Here is a 16,193-nt window from a genome sequence, read left to right as displayed (position 1 = left end):
TATTGCAATATGAAAGAGGGTAAAAATAATGGAGACTTGTGCAGATGTTTTAATCGTTATAGATTTACAAAATGGTGTATGTTACAGTGGAGAGCATTTATTTGATTTACAAAGTTTACTCACTAAAGTAAATAATAGAATTGCTTTATATAGAGGATTACATAAACCAATCATTTTTGTTCAACACTGTGATGAAGAATTAGTACCTGAAGAAGAACCATGGGCTATTAATGCCAATCTAGATGTTCAAGAACAAGATTTTTTTGTAAGGAAAATACATGCAAATTCTTTTTACAAAACGAACTTAAAAAATCTCTTAGACCAATTAGCTGTTCATCGTATTGAATTTTGCGGTGCTCAAACAGAATACTGTATGGATGCTACGATTAAATTTGCTCATGGATTGGGATACGAAAACTTCATGGTACAGAAAGCAACCTCTACTTTGAATAATCCATTTATGTCTGCAAAAGAGACGATTGATTTTTATGAAAATATATGGAGCCATAGATTTTTGAAATTTATTGGAGATGAATCTTAGAAAAAATGATTATATAAAAATCCTAAAACGAGGATTCATCAGTGAAAAACAACTATAAAACCACCCTATGCACTTTTGAATTGACCCCTAAAAGTTAGACACGGATATTTCATTAGGCAGCGGTTTGGGCATGGGTTCGATATTGTATCGGGCTCATGCCTTTTAATTTTGCCTTAATTCGTTTTGTATTGAAATACGTAATGTATTTTTCTAACTCGATTTTAAAATGCTCTATACTTTCAAACTCTTTAAAGTATAGAGATTCTGACTTCATAATGCCAAAGAAATTCTCCATCACGGGATTGTCGTAGCAGTTTCTTTTACGAGACATACTTTGTTTAATCCCTTTCGATTGAAGTGAATGGCGGTATAGTTTCATTTGATAGTGCCAGCCTTGATCTGAATGCATTAGTAGCGGGTGCTCTTCTGGTAGACATTTTATTGGTGAATATTGGATAATCACATATCTGTGTAATGTATTTGTCATATTTGTAACATTCGGCAAGATATTTAAATTTCTCGCACATCGTAATTGATGCGACAAGACTTTCTAAGAGCTTTTTAAAAAATAAATAGCTCAGGTCGATTGCTCCTTTTTTATAGAAGGATGGATATGCTAGTGGCCAAAAAGAAGCTTATAAGCATGTCTTTTCATTCTCGTTTTTAGGGGATTTAATCTTATTTTAACCATGCTGTTACATGTCATAAAAGGCATTTCTCTATACTTGAATTATAGGGGGATGATAATGATGAATTTAATGACGACAAAAGAAGACCTAATGATGATGCTAGATGATATGCTACGTGAACCGACAGCATTTTGGAATGAATTTTATGCAGACCGAGAAAAAGAGGTACCATTTTTTGTGAATTCACCAGATGAAAATTTAGTGCACTATGTGCAGCAAGGAATCGTGCAAAAAGGAGCGGTATTAGAATTAGGCTGCGGAGCTGGGCGCAACGCTTTGTATTTGGCGAAGCAAGGATTTGATGTGCATGCTGTTGATTTGTCCAGCGCCGCATTGCAATGGGCAAAAGAGCGTGCGGCGGAGGAACAGGCTCATATCCGTTTTGAGCAGGCCAATCTATTTGAGATGCCTATTCAAGCCAATTACTATGATTTCATTTATGATGCAGGCTGCTTGCATCACATTGCGCCGCACCGCCGTTTGCAATATGTTGAAATTGTACAAAGGGCATTAAAAAAGGGCGGCTATTTTGCGGTCAATTGCTTCGCCGAAAATGGCGCATATGGCGGTTCAGCGATGTCTGACTGGGAAGTATATCGTCAAGGGAGCTTGCAAGGTGGTTTAGGCTATACCAAGGAAAAGTTACAGATGATTTTCAAAGACTTGCAAGAAGTTGAAATCCGCGCAATGCAACCCATCGCACAACCGAGCGCGATGTTTGGCTTAGACGGGTTTATTGTAGGGATATTTCGAAAATGAGGATTTGATAAATAGAAATCGGGAATAATTAAAGGGTTTTTATGAAAGGTAGAGATTGATGCATGGGCATGTAAAGAGGATTTAGATTGAGTAGGTTAATAGTTATCAAAAGTTTTTCAAAATAATCAACAAAATGCTGAAAATCAAGGTTTACCTTTTGATTTTCAGCATTTTTCTATTGCGAAAACCCATTATACAACATGCGTACATCTAGTAAACAATAGCCATCAAAATGAAGCGATTACAAATAGCATAATGATAAAATTGGTGAATAGGCATTAATAGCTGTAGTGGAACGGTTTATTTTGATTCAACCGAAAACGCCACTTCCTACGGTAACAACTAAGTGACTAATATCGTGTTGCCTCAAAGCTTCTAGCGGATTTCACAAATTTTTTTATAAAATTGAACCCGTTCTTAGTTGGCAATCGTCTAATAGCAGAATTTGAAAGGGAGGGTAGTGAATTGGATAGAGAAGAAAAAGATTACATATTAGAAAAAATGATGATTGACTATGGTAATGAGTTGGTACGCTTGGCATTTTCTTATGTAAAAGATGTAGAGACTGCAAAGGATATGGTGCAAAATACGTTTATTAAATGCTACCAACATCTTGATACGTTCCGATATGATGCACAAATCAAAACATGGCTCTATCGTATCACCATTAACGAATGCAAGGATTATTTAAAAAGTTGGCATTACAAAATGGTACAAGTAAAAAGCTTTATTAATGAAACGGCCAAGGCCATCTTACCATCAACAGAAAAAACAGTAATGGATAAATACGAAAATGAAGAACTAAAAGAGGTCATTTTCTCTTTGCCGAAAGTGTATCGGGAAGTCGTGTACCTCTATTACTATGAATCATTAAATACAGAGGAAATTGCCAAAATTTTAGATATCCCCGCGAATACAGTGAAAACGAGATTAAGAAGAGCGAAAAAGAGGTTAGAGTCGGTGATAAAGGAGGCTGAATTAAATGGAAGATAAGCGAATAAAAAAGCAATTTTTCAAGAAGTCTGAACAGGAGCTTATTTTTACACAAGAAGACCGCAATCGAGTATTTGAGCAAATTCATCAACCAAAAAAGAAATCCTTCATATCTTTCGCGCCGTTGACAATTTCATTGCTCGCGCTAGGTATTTGTCTACTTTTATTGAGGCCATTGATTTTACCTGAAAACGTCCAGCAAGAGTATACAGGAACAGATGCGAACGATGCTGTAGTGAAAGAGGACAAGGTTATTACAACGCTATTTTCGGTGAAAGATGCAGAGAATCGAATCCATTTGAATCTTTTATTCGCTTATAGTACAGAAAAAAAGACGGCGAATGTGCTAGCGATTCCACGCGATACGTATGCACCTATTGATGGGACGGCTTCTTATGATAAATTGGCATTTGCTTATATGAATGGTTCCGAGGGAGCTGAAAGTGTTAGAAAAACAGTTTCGACATTATTCGATATGCCGATTGATTATTATGCGGTCATGGATCTATCAGAAGTTTCAACTTGGATTGATTCAGTTGGCGGGATCGAATATAATTTGCCGGAAGATATTCGCGTAAGAGCCATTACACAAGTAGGAATAGACTTCGAAAGCGGGTCGCAGCGTTTAAATGGGGAAGAGGTTGTCGTTTTAATGATGGCAACGACAGAGCTAGATACTTTGGACAGAGAACATCTCGTCAAACTCTTGAATGCGGTGATTGATCAAACGAAAAACACGCCATTTACTGCACCACGAGAAACGAATATGTCATTTGATAATCCAGTGGAAATAGACTCTATCCAAGGATTCTCATTACTGGATGCACTAACACCTACAACGTTAGATGAAAAATATTATGTGACGTTTGAGGAAGGTTATTTAAAATATATTGGCGAAAAATTAACGACATTTGATGCATCAAATCGTGCTGTATTGACGACTGATGGTTGGGAAAATAAGCTGTATACTAACAAGCTTGATAAATGGAAAAATGGAGATAAACCATTTGCTGATAATTTGCTAGAGGAAATGATGCAACAGCTCGTGCAACAAAAGATTATCGCTGACAATAAAAAAGGAGCGATTATGCTGACACCAGAAAGAATCGCTATTTTACAACAGATGGTGGAGGAAAACAAAGAGCTATATGCGCATCATGCAACGTATTTAGCCATTTTAAATCGTTGGCAAAAAGGTGATTTTTCAACGGTGGATGCTGACCATAATGTGTTAATGCAGATGCAAGGAACAAAAACATCTGATGGCATCGCAACAGGTATCGCTTCAAAGGAACAAGAAGCTCGCTATCTATTCCAAGTCTTTGCCAAAGAAGAAGAGGGTGCTGAATAAAGACAAAAAGTCGATTGATCCCCAATCGACTTTTTCTTAATAACGCGGCTCTTTTGTACATAATAAATATATTTTCAGTAAAAAAACGATGAGTAGAAAAAGCGAGAACAAAATAAAAATTAATTCATTTTGATAAATAGCTAAAATCACTAGGGGAATCGTTAAAATGACCAATAAAGCATGTAACGCAATATTTAGCTTTTTTGTTAATTGACAAAAAATTTCTAAGCCAACTAGGAGAAATAAAAGGAAACCGATTATGATTGTGCCAGTGAGTAATAATTTAAATTCATTAAAAAATGGACGGCTACCGAAAATAAATAGAATAAATGTTAGCTAACCTAATAGATACGTATATAAGGAGTAATGAAATTTAGCTTTTTGTCCATGTAATTCCTCCTTACCTTATTTTAACATGCAATCCAAATAAATATGAAACTTTTCACTTGTTTTTGCAGTCAAATAGTCAAGAAGGTAATCACGGAGGTATGATACATGATGATTCTATCTAAGCTAAAGCCGCTTGCGTATATAACAGAATGGATTTTGTTTTTTTATTTGGCAATTGCAATGGCGATTTTTAATTTGATCTACTTTCTGAATATTATTACAGTTGATATGCCTTGGGAGAAGCCTATTTCGCTCGGTGATTCTTTTTTGACTTTATTGATGAGTATTTTGGGAGTGGGGTTAATTTGTTTCTTTTACCTCAACCATTTAATTGGGAATCATACCTATAAACGGTTTAAAGAAATGATGTGGGGAGCTTTATTTGCTTTCAATGCACTGGGCTGCTTAATTTGCTGGGGGATAACTTATAAATTTAGTGTGTTGATTGTGGATGGTGTGTTGCTACTTGTGACAACTTTAGTGAGTATGCTTTTAGTAATGCAAATATTTAGAAGGCAGTACTACTGAACAAGCCAAAAGCAATGATTCGCACATGACACGTCGTACTAATTAATAATTGACTAAAAAGGAGAGCTGTAGCATGAAATTACACAACAATAAAATCGCGTTAATGGCGATGGCACTTGCTTTAACAACGCCTGTCATTGTTGCACCAACAACAGCAGACGCGGCGAAGCTTTTTAAAGATGTCACATCAAAGAATGCGAATTTTGAAATCATACATATGATGGCAGAGAAAGGGGTTATTAGTGGTTATCCAGATGGCACATTTAAGCCGAATGACACAATATCGCGCAAGCATGCAGCAGCCTTGATTACGCGCGCTGTTAAAATACTCCCGAAAACAACGACTTTCAACGCCCCGAAAGATTTATCGACAAAGAATGCCTACTATCATGACATTAAAAAATTGATGGAGGCAGGCTTATTAGAGCTAGATAAGAAGGGCAATATTAATCCTGATGCACCGTTAACACGTGGTGAGATGGCGAAGATTATTGCAATTGCTTACCAGTTAGATACAACAGGGTCACATCCATTTTATGATGTATCAATGGCCTACAATCCATATGTGGCGGCGCTTTATGAGGCAGGTATAGCGTCGGGCTATGAGGATAGCACATTCCGCGAAAAGACGTATTTGACGCGTGCGCATTACACCGCCTTTATTTATCGAGCGATGCGAGATGCTGGGGAAATACCAGTCGAAATGCCTGATTCCCATGGCGACCTCTTTTTGCCAACGAATTATACAAGCGAGAATTATCGCCAATTTGCGCTCGCCCATGCATATATAACGATGTGGAATGAGGAGCTTCCCGTTCTCCCGCATCCGCTGTTCCCTGGGCGAAAAATATTTGATGAGTATAACATGAAGGTCGTGAAATATTTAATGAAAACGGGTGAAAAGGAGTATTATTACTCACGAGATATCGCCCAAAAAATAAATAATGCGGATACGTATCGCATGTTGACTGCGAGCGAGGTAGAGGAGTTTTTGCAGAAACATTTGAACTTAAAGGGAGCGGAAGAAGGGGCAAATACATATAGTATTTTCCGAAATAGTGACCCAACGCAAAAACGCTTTGGCATTACGTTAGATAGACCTGATGGATATGCTACAATTAATTTACCAAAAATGAATGCTGCGCAACAGGCAAACAACATCCAAATCAGCTCTGTCTATAATAATAAAGATTTACTCAACCAATTTTTAGCTTATATTATGAAAGAGAACGCGGATCAGGTCATTGCTTGGTACGAGAAAAAGATGAAAATACTTTATAATCCGCTCTATATGCATCAAGATCGCCAGTCAGGCTATTTTGCTAAACAGTTTGGTAATTATTTGATTCAGTTTAATGTGTCCGTTAATGGCTCTATTGATGTGTACAAAAAAATTACAGGTAGCCAAGCCTTTTTCGATGATAAATTGAATTATAATTTCACTATTACAACAGCCGATCAGCTTAAAATCATTGAAAATGCACCACCTAGACCGATTGAATTCAAACAAGAGACATTCGATCAATTTATGCGTGATGTGCTAAAGATGCATGAGAGAACGATAGCACCAAGGTGACTGAAATGAAAATCAAAGCGGTTGCTCTAGTGTTTTCCTACGCTGTCAGCTCTTGGCTGGGCGAATTACGACTTTTAAACTAAAAAACTCAACTATGATAAGCGCGGATGAGGAGATAAATGACTTCCTTCATCCGTTTTGTTATTTCTGTTTAAAAAACTTTTCTATGTTAAAGCGGGGCAAATATATTTTATGTTATGATAGGAGCGTGAGAGAAGATAGGAGATGCCTGAGATGAGCGAAGAGAGAAAAGGAATAGTGTATACATTTTTAGCGTATGCGATGTGGGGTGTGCTGCCGCTTTTTTGGAAGCTGCTAGAGCATGTTGATAGTATAGAGGTGTTATTAGGGCGCGTTGTTTGGTCGTTTATTTTTACGGTGCTTGCCATTTTGCTGTTTGGACAGAGGAAAGCATTGTTTGAGGATTTGCAGTATTTATGGCAGCATAAAAAGCAGCTCGTGTCACTAGTAGCCGCTTCATTTATGATTGCGGTGAATTGGTTTATTTTTATTTATGCAGTGAATAGCCATCAAATGCTTGAAACGAGCCTTGGCTATTATATTAATCCGTTGATTTCCGTTTTGTTTGGGATGCTGTTTTTCAAGGAGCGGTTAACGCGTGCACAGCTTGGTGCGGTGCTGATTGCGCTAATGGGTGTGCTAATTATGACAATCAATTATGGACGACTTCCTTGGATTGCGCTTTGTTTAGCTTTGAGCTTTGCGATTTACGGGGTATTGAAGAAAAGAATTGCGCTGGATGCGTTGCGCGGTTTGGCAATTGAAACATTATTTACATTGCCAATTGCCCTTGTTTTGTATGCCTATTTATTCCAACAAGGCACGGCTTCGTTTCTACATATTAGCTTATCGACAGACTTATTGATGATCGCAAGTGGCGTTGTGACGGCTATTCCATTGATTTGCTTTGCGAAAGGGGCGCAGCGCATTCCGCTTTATTTAATTGGTTTTTTACAATATATCGCGCCGACAACGATGTTAATTATAGGTGTTGTTTTGTTTAAGGAGCCATTTACAAAGGTGGAGCTATTGGCGTTTTCCTTTATTTGGTTGGCACTCGCACTTTTCTCCATTTCTACGTTGCGAGAGCAGTTCATGAAAAAGCGCAAGCTAGCATAAAGCTGGATGTAGGTTTGTTCTAAAAGTCATGCAAATTTAGTATTCTATCTCTACAATTAATATGAAAAGCGGTTTCACTTTTTTGCCATAAAACTTTCACAGGTGAAACAAGCGCATTTTCCAAGACAATTTGATAGGATGAATGTATGACAGTAAGGGAGCGAAAAAGAAATATGAATACAGGTGTAGATTTAAATGTACTATTAGCATTTGGTGCAGGATTTTTAAGCTTTATTTCGCCATGTACGCTACCGCTCTATCCAGCATTTTTATCGTACATAACGGGAATGAGCTTGAATGAATTAACAAAAGAAAAAGGTATGATGCAAAAGCAGGCGATTTTACATACGTTAAGCTTTTTAGTCGGCTTTTCGATTATCTTTATTGCACTTGGCTTTAGTACCTCGTTTATCAAAGAATTTTTCTTACAATATCAAGATTTACTACGTCAAGTCGGCGCCATTTTAATCGTCTTATTTGGCTTAATTATCGTTGGTTGGCTACAAATTGACTTTTTAATGAAAGACCGGAAATTTCAATTTAAAAACCGTCCATCAGGATACTTTGGTTCAGCGGTAATTGGTTTAGCCTTTGCGGCAGGGTGGACGCCTTGTACAGGCCCAATTTTAGCTTCTATTCTTTTATTAGCGAGTACGCAACCAGGTTCAGGTATGGGCTATATGCTTGCCTATTATTTTGGTTTTGCTATTCCGTTCTTTGTGTTATCATTCTTTATAACAAAAATGAATTGGATTCGTAAAAACAGCCAGAAATTTGTTAAAATTGGCGGATATATTATGATTGCGGTAGGTATTTTACTGTTCTTTAACGGCTTAACGTATATTATTCGTATCTTCTCTGGACTTTTTGGCGGTTTCACAGGGTTTTAACTAGAAGGGAGGAGTGCTATGCCAACAGTTATGGTCGTTGATGATGCGCTTTTTATGCGCGCATTTATTAGCAAATTGTTTGAGGAATGGGGCTTTACTGTTGTAGCCCAAGCATCAAATGGTAAAAAGGCGATAGCGCTTTTTCAAGAATTGCAGCCTGATTTAATAACAATGGATTTAACAATGCCTGTGATGACGGGCTTAGAAGCGTCGAAGCACATTATGGAAGAATTCCCAGATGCCCGAATTATTATGATTACAGCATTAGGACAGCAACGTCATGTGAAAGAGGCGCTCGCATATGGTGTAAAAGATTTTATCGTAAAGCCATTTAAACCTGAGGAATTAAAACAAATTGTTGATACACTTTTTGAAAATAAAGCTTAAGTAAGATAGCTAAGGTGTAATTGATTAAAAGAAATAGGTGGACATAATGTTAAGTAGTATCCCCTCTCAATATTTAATAATAGGCTCAACGGTGATGGCGCTTTTAATGGGGACATTTGTCATGTTTATTCGATTGCGTGCACAGAAAAAACCTGTGAATGCTCGAAAAATCATTATTCCACCAGTCGCCATGTCAACTGGAGCGCTAATGTTTATTTTTGAGGAATTCCGTGTTGCACCACTACAAATTGTAGAGGCATCCGTAATTGGATTAATTTTTTCAACTGTATTAATTGCTACTTCAAAATTCGAAGTACGCGAAGGTGCTATTTTTTTGAAACGCTCAAAGGCATTTTTCTTTATTTTAGTTGGCTTACTTGTACTTCGAGTAATACTAAAATTAATTTTTTCTAATAGTTTAGATGTTGGTGAGCTTGGCGGTATGTTTTGGATTTTGGCATTTGCCATGATTGTTCCATGGCGTATTGCAATGCTTTGGCAATTTAAAAAGCTTGAAAAAACTTTATATGTATAGTACAGGGGGGGGCTACAAGGAAATCTAAAATTTTCTTGCTGGCCCTTTGTTGTTTGTGGAAAGGCCTGTTTTGAAGAGAATAGTGTAAAGATGGTGAAAAATGGGACAAGTATTAAAAGAAATGTTGTCACCGAGTAATCAATATAAAGTTCAAATTATAAAACGTAGAGATGGTTTTTATACTACAGAGGTATACAAATGGCTAGAAGACATCGGATATAGTTATTGGAGCCCTATAAAAAAGGGATTGACCTTAATTGAGACGGCGGAAGGCGCAGAGATACTAGCCTTAGAGCATTTAAGAGAATATTCGGGTGAAATGATAAAGTGAATCTTCAATCAGTGGGGGTTTTACAGCCTGTTAATACGGGATAAAGCTTTAGTAGCCTAGTTATATAGGAAGGAGGTAAACATTAGCGTGAACAGAGAGGAAAGGCAGAAAAGATTAAATGAAATTCTAGAGGCACGGAAACAAAAAGAAATAATCCAAGAGGAAGTCCGAAAAGAAAATGAAGTAAGGTCTCTATTACAAGAAGTGTATAATGGAACAGAAGCATTTGAAATTCTAGATTCGAATAAAAGTAATTTAATTATAGATGATTTTTGCAGCAGCTTTCCGCTTTCTGATTGGAATAGAATTGACTGGCGAGATACTAGTGTCGGTTGTGTTGAGATTGATGAGCGAGAAATTGAGAGTATTCCCTTATTATTAATTTCTAAAGGGTTTGATCCGTCAACCCCTATTTATATCTTTTGGGGGTACAATAATCATCCGTGTATAAAAACGAACTTGACGGAAAATTTATTAAGCAATATTGAGGACATCGTCTGGCTTGGAAATGATTTATACATTTATTGTCCAACACAAAAATATGTAGTTGAATTTTTTCACGATGATACTATTCAGCTTGGATGGGTTTAGGTCAGCATACAAAAAGGGCATGTCTTGAAGTAATTTTTCAGACAGGCCCTTTTACATAGCTAAAATAAGTGCTCATACGGTGTTACATCAATTTTCAATTCATCAAGCTTTTTGCGTAAAAATTTATGGTCGCGTTTTGGCGTCGCGATAATATAGCCACGAATAAGTATATCTTGGTCAATGGCAGTTGCATGCTCCTCTAGCGCAAGCTCGCCAATTTTCCCCGCAATCTTCTCTTTTGCCACTTGGCGGAAAAGCTCTGGAACAGGAGAAGTAAGCTCATTCAACAATGCCTTAGCATCGTCTCCCCATAAGTGTATCGTTTTATCTAGATAGTATTCTTGCCAATCTAAATCTGATTTACCGTCTTCTTTGGGCATCCGTTTTAAAAATTTGCGGAACATGAAAAAGCCGCCAATGCCAAGCAAACTAATCATGACAATAACCCAAAAGGCAATAAATAATAAAAACCAGCCATTTAGCAAAATATTTCACCTCTTTACAATCTCTTTCTCTATTATAAAAGCTTTTCTCTTATTTAGCATCCGAAATGTTTTAAATTATTATTTTAAAGCCCTGTCCCTTTCTCCACTTCAAAGCGCTATATAGGTTGGTGAAAGGGGGGAGAGAAATGGCAGCATATGAATTTGAGCAAGCAACAGTTACGTTACAATTTGAAGCTGGTACAAATGCAGATGGTAAAGCTGTGTATAAAACAGCTTCCTACCGCAATATTCAAGCATCTGCAACACCAGAGCAACTTGCCACTGTGGCAACTGCTTTAGCTAGTTTATCAGTGTATCCATTAGCGGTAATTAGCCGCACGGATAAACAACGTATTGTTATGGCGTAAGTCTAAATGCTAATTAGGGAAGAAAGGAGAGCGCATGATGACATCTACACTACAGCTTATTTTTCAATTAGCAAATGAAAAAACACTGACATTGTCAGTAGGAGAGCCAAAAGAAAATTTAACGGATGCTCAAGTGGCATCTGCTATGCAAACAATTGTTGAGCAAAATATATTTATGCGAGATGGTGCAACGATTGTAGCCAAAAAGGCCGCACGCCTTATTAGCCGCACAGTAAAAGAATTTAACATTATGTAATGTCTGCATGTTGCCCAGTGAGCTCTGCTTTCTGGGCAATTTTCTTTAATGAAAAAAGGGGGGCTGGAAATGGAGCAATGGGTAACGATGATTCAAGATTTAGGGTTTCCGATACTTGTTTCATTTTATTTATTGTATCGCATTGAAAGTAAGCTTGAAGCGATTCATGAAGTGCTTATTTCGATTAAACTGATGAACTAAGAATTGGATAAAAGTAGCTTCGTTACTAAAATACAATTTCGCACAAAGAAGGAAGTGTGCTTTTTTGCTCAGATTTTCTATAAAAGGCTAAAACTCAGTTGATTCTCGTTGCGATTGGCTTGCTTTCCACCGTCACGGAAATCAACGCCTTATTTGCCTTTTCTATAAATAAAAAGTGAAATACAATTCACTTACCAACTTATTATTCTTTCAGCAATATTTGTGAAATGAAGATTCACAAATTCGTCAGAAAGTCTTCACCAGCAAAGCTATTGTATTCGCTTTCTTAATTCGTTAAGATGAAATTAATGATGAGAGAGTGGAGCGAGATAGATGATAAAAAAAAGAAAACATATTGTATGGCTATTGCTATTCACGATGATTTTAGGGGCATGTAGCAATTATAAGTTTAAGCCGACTACAGCTTATGAAGTATCCAATTTTACAGCAACTAATCATCGTGGTGAAGAGGTAACATTAGAAAGCTTAAAAGGGAAGCCTTGGCTTGCTATGTTTATTTTCACAAACTGCACAACAATTTGTTCGCCGATGACAAGTAATATGGCTGAAATTCAAGACCGCCTTGCAAAAGAGGGTGTTGAAGATTACAATATCGTTGCTTTTTCAGTTGACCCTGAAAATGATTCACCAGAAGTATTAGCGGATTATTTAGAGCGTTACGGTGTTGCGGACGAATCAAAATGGCAACTGGTAACAGGCTACGACCAAAAATTTATTGAGCAATTTGGTTTAAATTCCTTTAAAACGCTTATTAAAAAAGTAGAGGGCGATGACCAAGTCATGCATATGAATACGTTTTATTTAGTAGATGAAACAGGCGTAGCGGTGAAAAACTACTCAGGCTACTCTGAAACAGCAGATGGCGTATCTTATGACACGGTTGCAATTGATTTAGAAACATTGATTGATGAGCGTTTAAAAAACTAAATTAAAATGGAGTGAAATTGTGGAAGCTAAAACTTCCACAGTTCACTCCATTTTTTATTGCGCAGCCTTTTCCAATGCTTGGGCAAAGTCTGCAAGCAAGTCGTCTTCATTTTCTAAGCCAACAGAGAAGCGAAGTAGCCCATCTGTAATGCCACGTTTCAAACGTTCTTCAGGCTCCATTGCCGCATGACTCATTTTTGCTGGATACGATAAAATCGATTCCACACCTCCAAGGCTTACTGCAAAAACAGGAATTTTCATCGCTTCAACAAATTTTTTCGCCACCTCGTAGCTAGGCAATGTGAATGACAGGACAGCACCTGTAGAGGTGCTTTGCGCTGCATGAATTTCATAGCCAGGATGTGTTTGTAAACCTGGATAGTACACCTTTTCAACAAGTGGATGTGCTTGTAAATACTCTGCAATTTTCATTGCAACGCGACTTGATTCATTATAGCGTACAGCTGTTGTTTTCATATTTTGAATGAGTGTATAGCTATCCTGCACGCCTAATACAGAGCCAAATGAATTTTGAATAAAGTATAGCTTCTCGCTTAGCTCAGATGTTTTTGTCACTGCAAGTCCTGCGACAATATCAGAATGGCCTGATAAAAATTTCGTTGCACTATGAATAACAATATCAACGCCTAAATCTAACGGACGTTGGTGCAAAGGCGTCATAAACGTATTATCTAAAAATGATAATGCGCCATGCTCCTTAGCAATTTCTACAATAGCACGAATATCAGTAATACCTAGTGTTGGGTTAGATGGTGTTTCGATATACAATAGCTTTGTTTCAGGCTTAACTGCCGCACGTACCGCCTCTAAGTCTGTGAAATCAACAAATGTATGCGTAATGCCAAAGCGTGGAAGCACCTTTGTGACGAAGCGGTAGGTACCGCCATATACATCTTCAGTAATCACGATATGATCGCCGCTAGATAACAGCATTAAGCAAGCTGTTACTGCCGCCATGCCTGTAGCAAAGGCAAAGCCTCGATCTCCACCTTCTAGCTCAGCAATTGCGCGCTCTAAAGCATCACGTGTTGGATTGCCTGAACGTGCATAGTCAAATTCACCAAATTCATCAATCGATTCTTGATGGAAGGTTGAGGCTAAATAGATAGGTACATTAACAGCACCTTTTTTATCTGCATAGCCTTCTCGAATTGCGCCATGAATTAACGCTGTTTCAAGATTAGCCATTAAAACCCTCCTTCTCTAAGTAAATCGAATACTTGCTGTAAATCGGCAATTAAATCTTCCGCTTCCTCTACACCTACAGAGAAACGTAATAAGCGGTCGCAAACACCGCGCGCTACTCGTTCTTCATATGGAATATCAGCATGCGTTTGTGTCGCAGGATACGTAATAAAGCTTTCAACACCACCAAGGCTTTCAGCGAATGTAATCAGCTTGATGTTTTGTAGGAATGGATCAACCATTGCAGCGTCTTTTACACGGAATGACAGCATGCCGCCTTTACCTGTATAAAGCACATCTGTTACAAGTGGCTCCTGCTCTAAAAAGGCTGCAATTTTCTTGGCATTTGCATCATGCTGCTTTAAGCGTAAATGCAATGTTTTTAATCCACGAATTAATAACCATGCATCCATTGGCCCTAATGTCATACCAACGCCATTATGGATAAAGCCTAGACGCTCACATAATTCTTGTCCTTTTGCTACAACAAGTCCAGCTAATACATCATTATGGCCACCAATGTATTTAGTAGCACTATGTAAAACGATATCTGCACCAAGTTCAATTGGACGTTGGAAATATGGTGTATAGAATGTATTATCTACAATTAATAGTAAGTTATGTTCTTTAGCAACTGTTGCATATGCAGCTAAATCGATTTCTTGCATTAATGGATTTGTTGGTGTTTCAATAAATAACGCACGTGTGTTGTCGTTAATCAACGCCTTTACTTCTTCAACAGATGTAAATGTAGCGTACACTGGTTTAATATTGTAGTTTTCTGAATACGTTTTAAGCAGGCGATACGTGCCTCCGTATAAATCTTCAGGTAAAATAAGCTCATCGTTCGGTTTAAATAAGGATAATACTAGCTGAATAGCAGCCATACCTGAGCTACAAGCAAAGCCTGCATCGCCACCCTCAAGCTGCGCAATTCCTTCTTCTAAAATTGTACGTGTTGGATTTTTTGTACGTGTGTAATCGTATCCAGTAGATTTTCCGATACCATCATGTTTATATGCTGTTGAGAAATGAATTGGTGGGTTGACAGCTCCTGTTTTTGGGTCGCTATGATTACCTAGTTGCACTAATGTCGTTTCAATACGCTGCTTTGTCATAAACTCACTCTTTCTTTCGTTGATATTTCTCGAAACATGTTGAATGTTTCGATTATTAAACAAATTTATCATTTATAACGTATCGTATCAATAGATTTTCTATGAATTAATTAATTAAACAATAAATAAGGTTGTCTGAAAAGTAGCCTAACGCACCACTTTTCAGACAACGGCTGTGCTTTTGGTTGAAATATTAGCCCTTTAGAAAAATGAGGATTTCTTTTGAGCATATTGAAAACACTGAATTTAATGTCATTGTATTCACTTTTAAAAAGAAGAAGTAAAACTAGATCTATCGTTATTCAAAGGTATTGATTGTAATTATCGCAAGAGCAGCTGATATTTAATATTAAAGAAAAGACTGTCCGAAAATGTTTTATCTTTTCGGACAGTCCCTGTTATCACTATTGTTTTTCCTTCAATAAATCACGAATTTCTTTTAAAAGCTCTTCCTTTGAATCAACTTCTGGTGCAGCTTCTTCGACAACCGCTTCTTTTTTGCGGCTTAGCTTATTCATAATGCGTATTGCCATAAAAATGGCAAAGGCAATCAATGTGAAATCAATAATTGATTGTAGAAATGCACCAATTTTTACTTGCGCATCCCCAATACCGAACGCGAAGCTTTTTGAAAAATCAATGCCACCTGTTAATACGCCAATTATGGGCATAATAATATCGTCAACTAATGATGATACGATTTTACCGAACGCAGCCCCAATAACAACGGCTACTGCTAAGTCAATAACGTTACCACGCATAGCAAATTCTTTAAAGTCTTTCCACATAACAAAACACTCCTTTTATGTATTATACAAAAACGTATTCTATATTGTTTTATTGTAGTTGGCAACTGAAATAAATGAAATAGTAGAATAGAATTAGAATTTCACGGAATGCTATTAAACAA

20 protein-coding genes and 1 pseudogene are annotated in these 16,193 nt (G+C 37.3%); 16 read left to right on the top strand and 5 right to left on the bottom strand.

What is annotated here, in order from left to right; all coding sequences use genetic code 11:
* Nucleotides 1–28 precede the first annotated feature (28 nt).
* Nucleotides 29–541, top strand: a complete 513-nt coding sequence (locus tag TY13_RS06110) for a cysteine hydrolase family protein (RefSeq protein WP_042473142.1) — start codon at nt 29–31, stop codon at nt 539–541.
* Nucleotides 542–653: 112 nt separating this feature from the next.
* Here TY13_RS06110 and TY13_RS06105 read toward each other — a convergent pair.
* Nucleotides 654–974: pseudogene (locus tag TY13_RS06105) on the bottom strand (IS3 family transposase); the annotation flags it as partial.
* Nucleotides 975–1,287: 313 nt separating this feature from the next.
* Here TY13_RS06105 and TY13_RS06100 point away from each other — a divergent pair.
* From TY13_RS06100 to TY13_RS06050, 11 genes are all read left to right on the top strand, one after another.
* A complete protein-coding gene (locus TY13_RS06100; RefSeq protein WP_042473140.1) occupies nt 1,288–1,989 on the top strand; it encodes a class I SAM-dependent methyltransferase in 702 nt (233 codons plus the stop codon).
* A 465-nt stretch (nt 1,990–2,454) separates the two neighbouring features.
* Nucleotides 2,455–2,982, top strand: coding sequence for a sigma-70 family RNA polymerase sigma factor (locus tag TY13_RS06095; protein ID WP_042473138.1), 528 nt, complete (start codon nt 2,455–2,457; stop codon nt 2,980–2,982).
* A complete protein-coding gene (locus TY13_RS06090) occupies nt 2,972–4,333 on the top strand; it encodes a DUF6241 domain-containing protein (RefSeq protein ID WP_074432934.1) in 1,362 nt (453 codons plus the stop codon). Before TY13_RS06095 ends, TY13_RS06090 begins: the two co-directional genes overlap by 11 nt.
* A gap of 495 nt (nt 4,334–4,828) precedes the next feature.
* Nucleotides 4,829–5,251 (top strand): hypothetical protein, encoded by a 423-nt coding sequence (locus tag TY13_RS06085; RefSeq protein WP_042473137.1) that lies wholly within the window; start codon nt 4,829–4,831, stop codon nt 5,249–5,251.
* A 73-nt stretch (nt 5,252–5,324) separates the two neighbouring features.
* Nucleotides 5,325–6,827 (top strand): S-layer homology domain-containing protein, encoded by a 1,503-nt coding sequence (locus TY13_RS06080; protein ID WP_042473136.1) that lies wholly within the window; start codon nt 5,325–5,327, stop codon nt 6,825–6,827.
* Between the two features lie 234 nt (nt 6,828–7,061).
* Nucleotides 7,062–7,967, top strand: a complete 906-nt coding sequence (rarD, locus tag TY13_RS06075) for an EamA family transporter RarD (RefSeq protein ID WP_042473135.1) — start codon at nt 7,062–7,064, stop codon at nt 7,965–7,967.
* A 173-nt stretch (nt 7,968–8,140) separates the two neighbouring features.
* Entirely contained in the window at nt 8,141–8,857 is a 717-nt protein-coding gene (locus tag TY13_RS06070; protein ID WP_042474165.1) for a cytochrome c biogenesis CcdA family protein, read from the top strand.
* Between the two features lie 18 nt (nt 8,858–8,875).
* Nucleotides 8,876–9,244 carry a response regulator gene (locus TY13_RS06065; RefSeq protein WP_042473134.1) on the top strand — a complete coding sequence of 123 codons (369 nt, stop codon included), beginning with the start codon at nt 8,876–8,878 and terminating at the stop codon, nt 9,242–9,244.
* A 46-nt stretch (nt 9,245–9,290) separates the two neighbouring features.
* A complete protein-coding gene (locus TY13_RS06060; protein ID WP_042473132.1) occupies nt 9,291–9,779 on the top strand; it encodes a CcdC family protein in 489 nt (162 codons plus the stop codon).
* A gap of 100 nt (nt 9,780–9,879) precedes the next feature.
* Nucleotides 9,880–10,110: a hypothetical protein gene (locus TY13_RS06055; RefSeq protein WP_042473130.1), complete on the top strand. Its 231-nt coding sequence runs from the start codon at nt 9,880–9,882 to the stop codon at nt 10,108–10,110.
* 87 nt (nt 10,111–10,197) lie between these two features.
* Nucleotides 10,198–10,701, top strand: a complete 504-nt coding sequence (locus tag TY13_RS06050) for a CDI toxin immunity protein (protein ID WP_042473128.1) — start codon at nt 10,198–10,200, stop codon at nt 10,699–10,701.
* A gap of 59 nt (nt 10,702–10,760) precedes the next feature.
* On the opposite strand, the gene TY13_RS06045 is transcribed toward TY13_RS06050, so the two are convergent.
* Nucleotides 10,761–11,186 carry a DUF2621 domain-containing protein gene (locus TY13_RS06045; RefSeq protein WP_195891668.1) on the bottom strand — a complete coding sequence of 142 codons (426 nt, stop codon included), beginning with the start codon at nt 11,184–11,186 and terminating at the stop codon, nt 10,761–10,763.
* A 146-nt stretch (nt 11,187–11,332) separates the two neighbouring features.
* On the opposite strand from TY13_RS06045, the gene TY13_RS06040 reads away from it, so the two are divergent.
* The 4 genes from TY13_RS06040 (at nt 11,333) to TY13_RS06030 (ending at nt 12,959) form a co-directional block, all read left to right on the top strand.
* Nucleotides 11,333–11,554: a DUF1659 domain-containing protein gene (locus tag TY13_RS06040; protein WP_042473125.1), complete on the top strand. Its 222-nt coding sequence runs from the start codon at nt 11,333–11,335 to the stop codon at nt 11,552–11,554.
* Nucleotides 11,555–11,588: 34 nt separating this feature from the next.
* On the top strand, nt 11,589–11,810 hold the full coding sequence (locus tag TY13_RS06035; protein ID WP_230199390.1) for a DUF2922 domain-containing protein: 222 nt from the start codon (nt 11,589–11,591) through the stop codon (nt 11,808–11,810).
* Between the two features lie 69 nt (nt 11,811–11,879).
* Entirely contained in the window at nt 11,880–12,011 is a 132-nt protein-coding gene (locus TY13_RS20060) for a YvrJ family protein (RefSeq protein WP_074432933.1), read from the top strand.
* Between the two features lie 333 nt (nt 12,012–12,344).
* The gene (locus tag TY13_RS06030; RefSeq protein WP_042473120.1) at nt 12,345–12,959 is read left to right on the top strand and encodes an SCO family protein; all 615 of its coding nucleotides are present in this window, start codon (nt 12,345–12,347) and stop codon (nt 12,957–12,959) included.
* Nucleotides 12,960–13,013: 54 nt separating this feature from the next.
* Here the strand turns inward: TY13_RS06030 and TY13_RS06025 are convergent, their stop codons facing one another.
* The 3 genes from TY13_RS06025 to mscL all read right to left on the bottom strand — a co-directional run bounded on the left by TY13_RS06025 (nt 13,014) and on the right by mscL (nt 16,071).
* Entirely contained in the window at nt 13,014–14,168 is a 1,155-nt protein-coding gene (locus tag TY13_RS06025; RefSeq protein ID WP_042473118.1) for an aminotransferase class I/II-fold pyridoxal phosphate-dependent enzyme, read from the bottom strand.
* Nucleotides 14,168–15,283, bottom strand: a complete 1,116-nt coding sequence (locus tag TY13_RS06020) for a methionine biosynthesis PLP-dependent protein (RefSeq protein WP_042473116.1) — start codon at nt 15,281–15,283, stop codon at nt 14,168–14,170. The genes TY13_RS06025 and TY13_RS06020 overlap by 1 nt, the downstream gene beginning before the upstream one ends.
* Before the next feature lie 404 nt (nt 15,284–15,687).
* Nucleotides 15,688–16,071: a large conductance mechanosensitive channel protein MscL gene (gene mscL, locus TY13_RS06015; protein ID WP_042473115.1), complete on the bottom strand. Its 384-nt coding sequence runs from the start codon at nt 16,069–16,071 to the stop codon at nt 15,688–15,690.
* Nucleotides 16,072–16,193: the final 122 nt, after the last annotated feature.

It is taken from the genome of Bacillus ndiopicus (assembly GCF_000612805.1).
In the GTDB taxonomy this organism is placed as follows: Bacteria; Bacillota; Bacilli; order Bacillales_A; family Planococcaceae; genus Metasolibacillus; species Metasolibacillus ndiopicus.
This window is presented reverse-complemented; position numbering and strand designations above follow the sequence as displayed.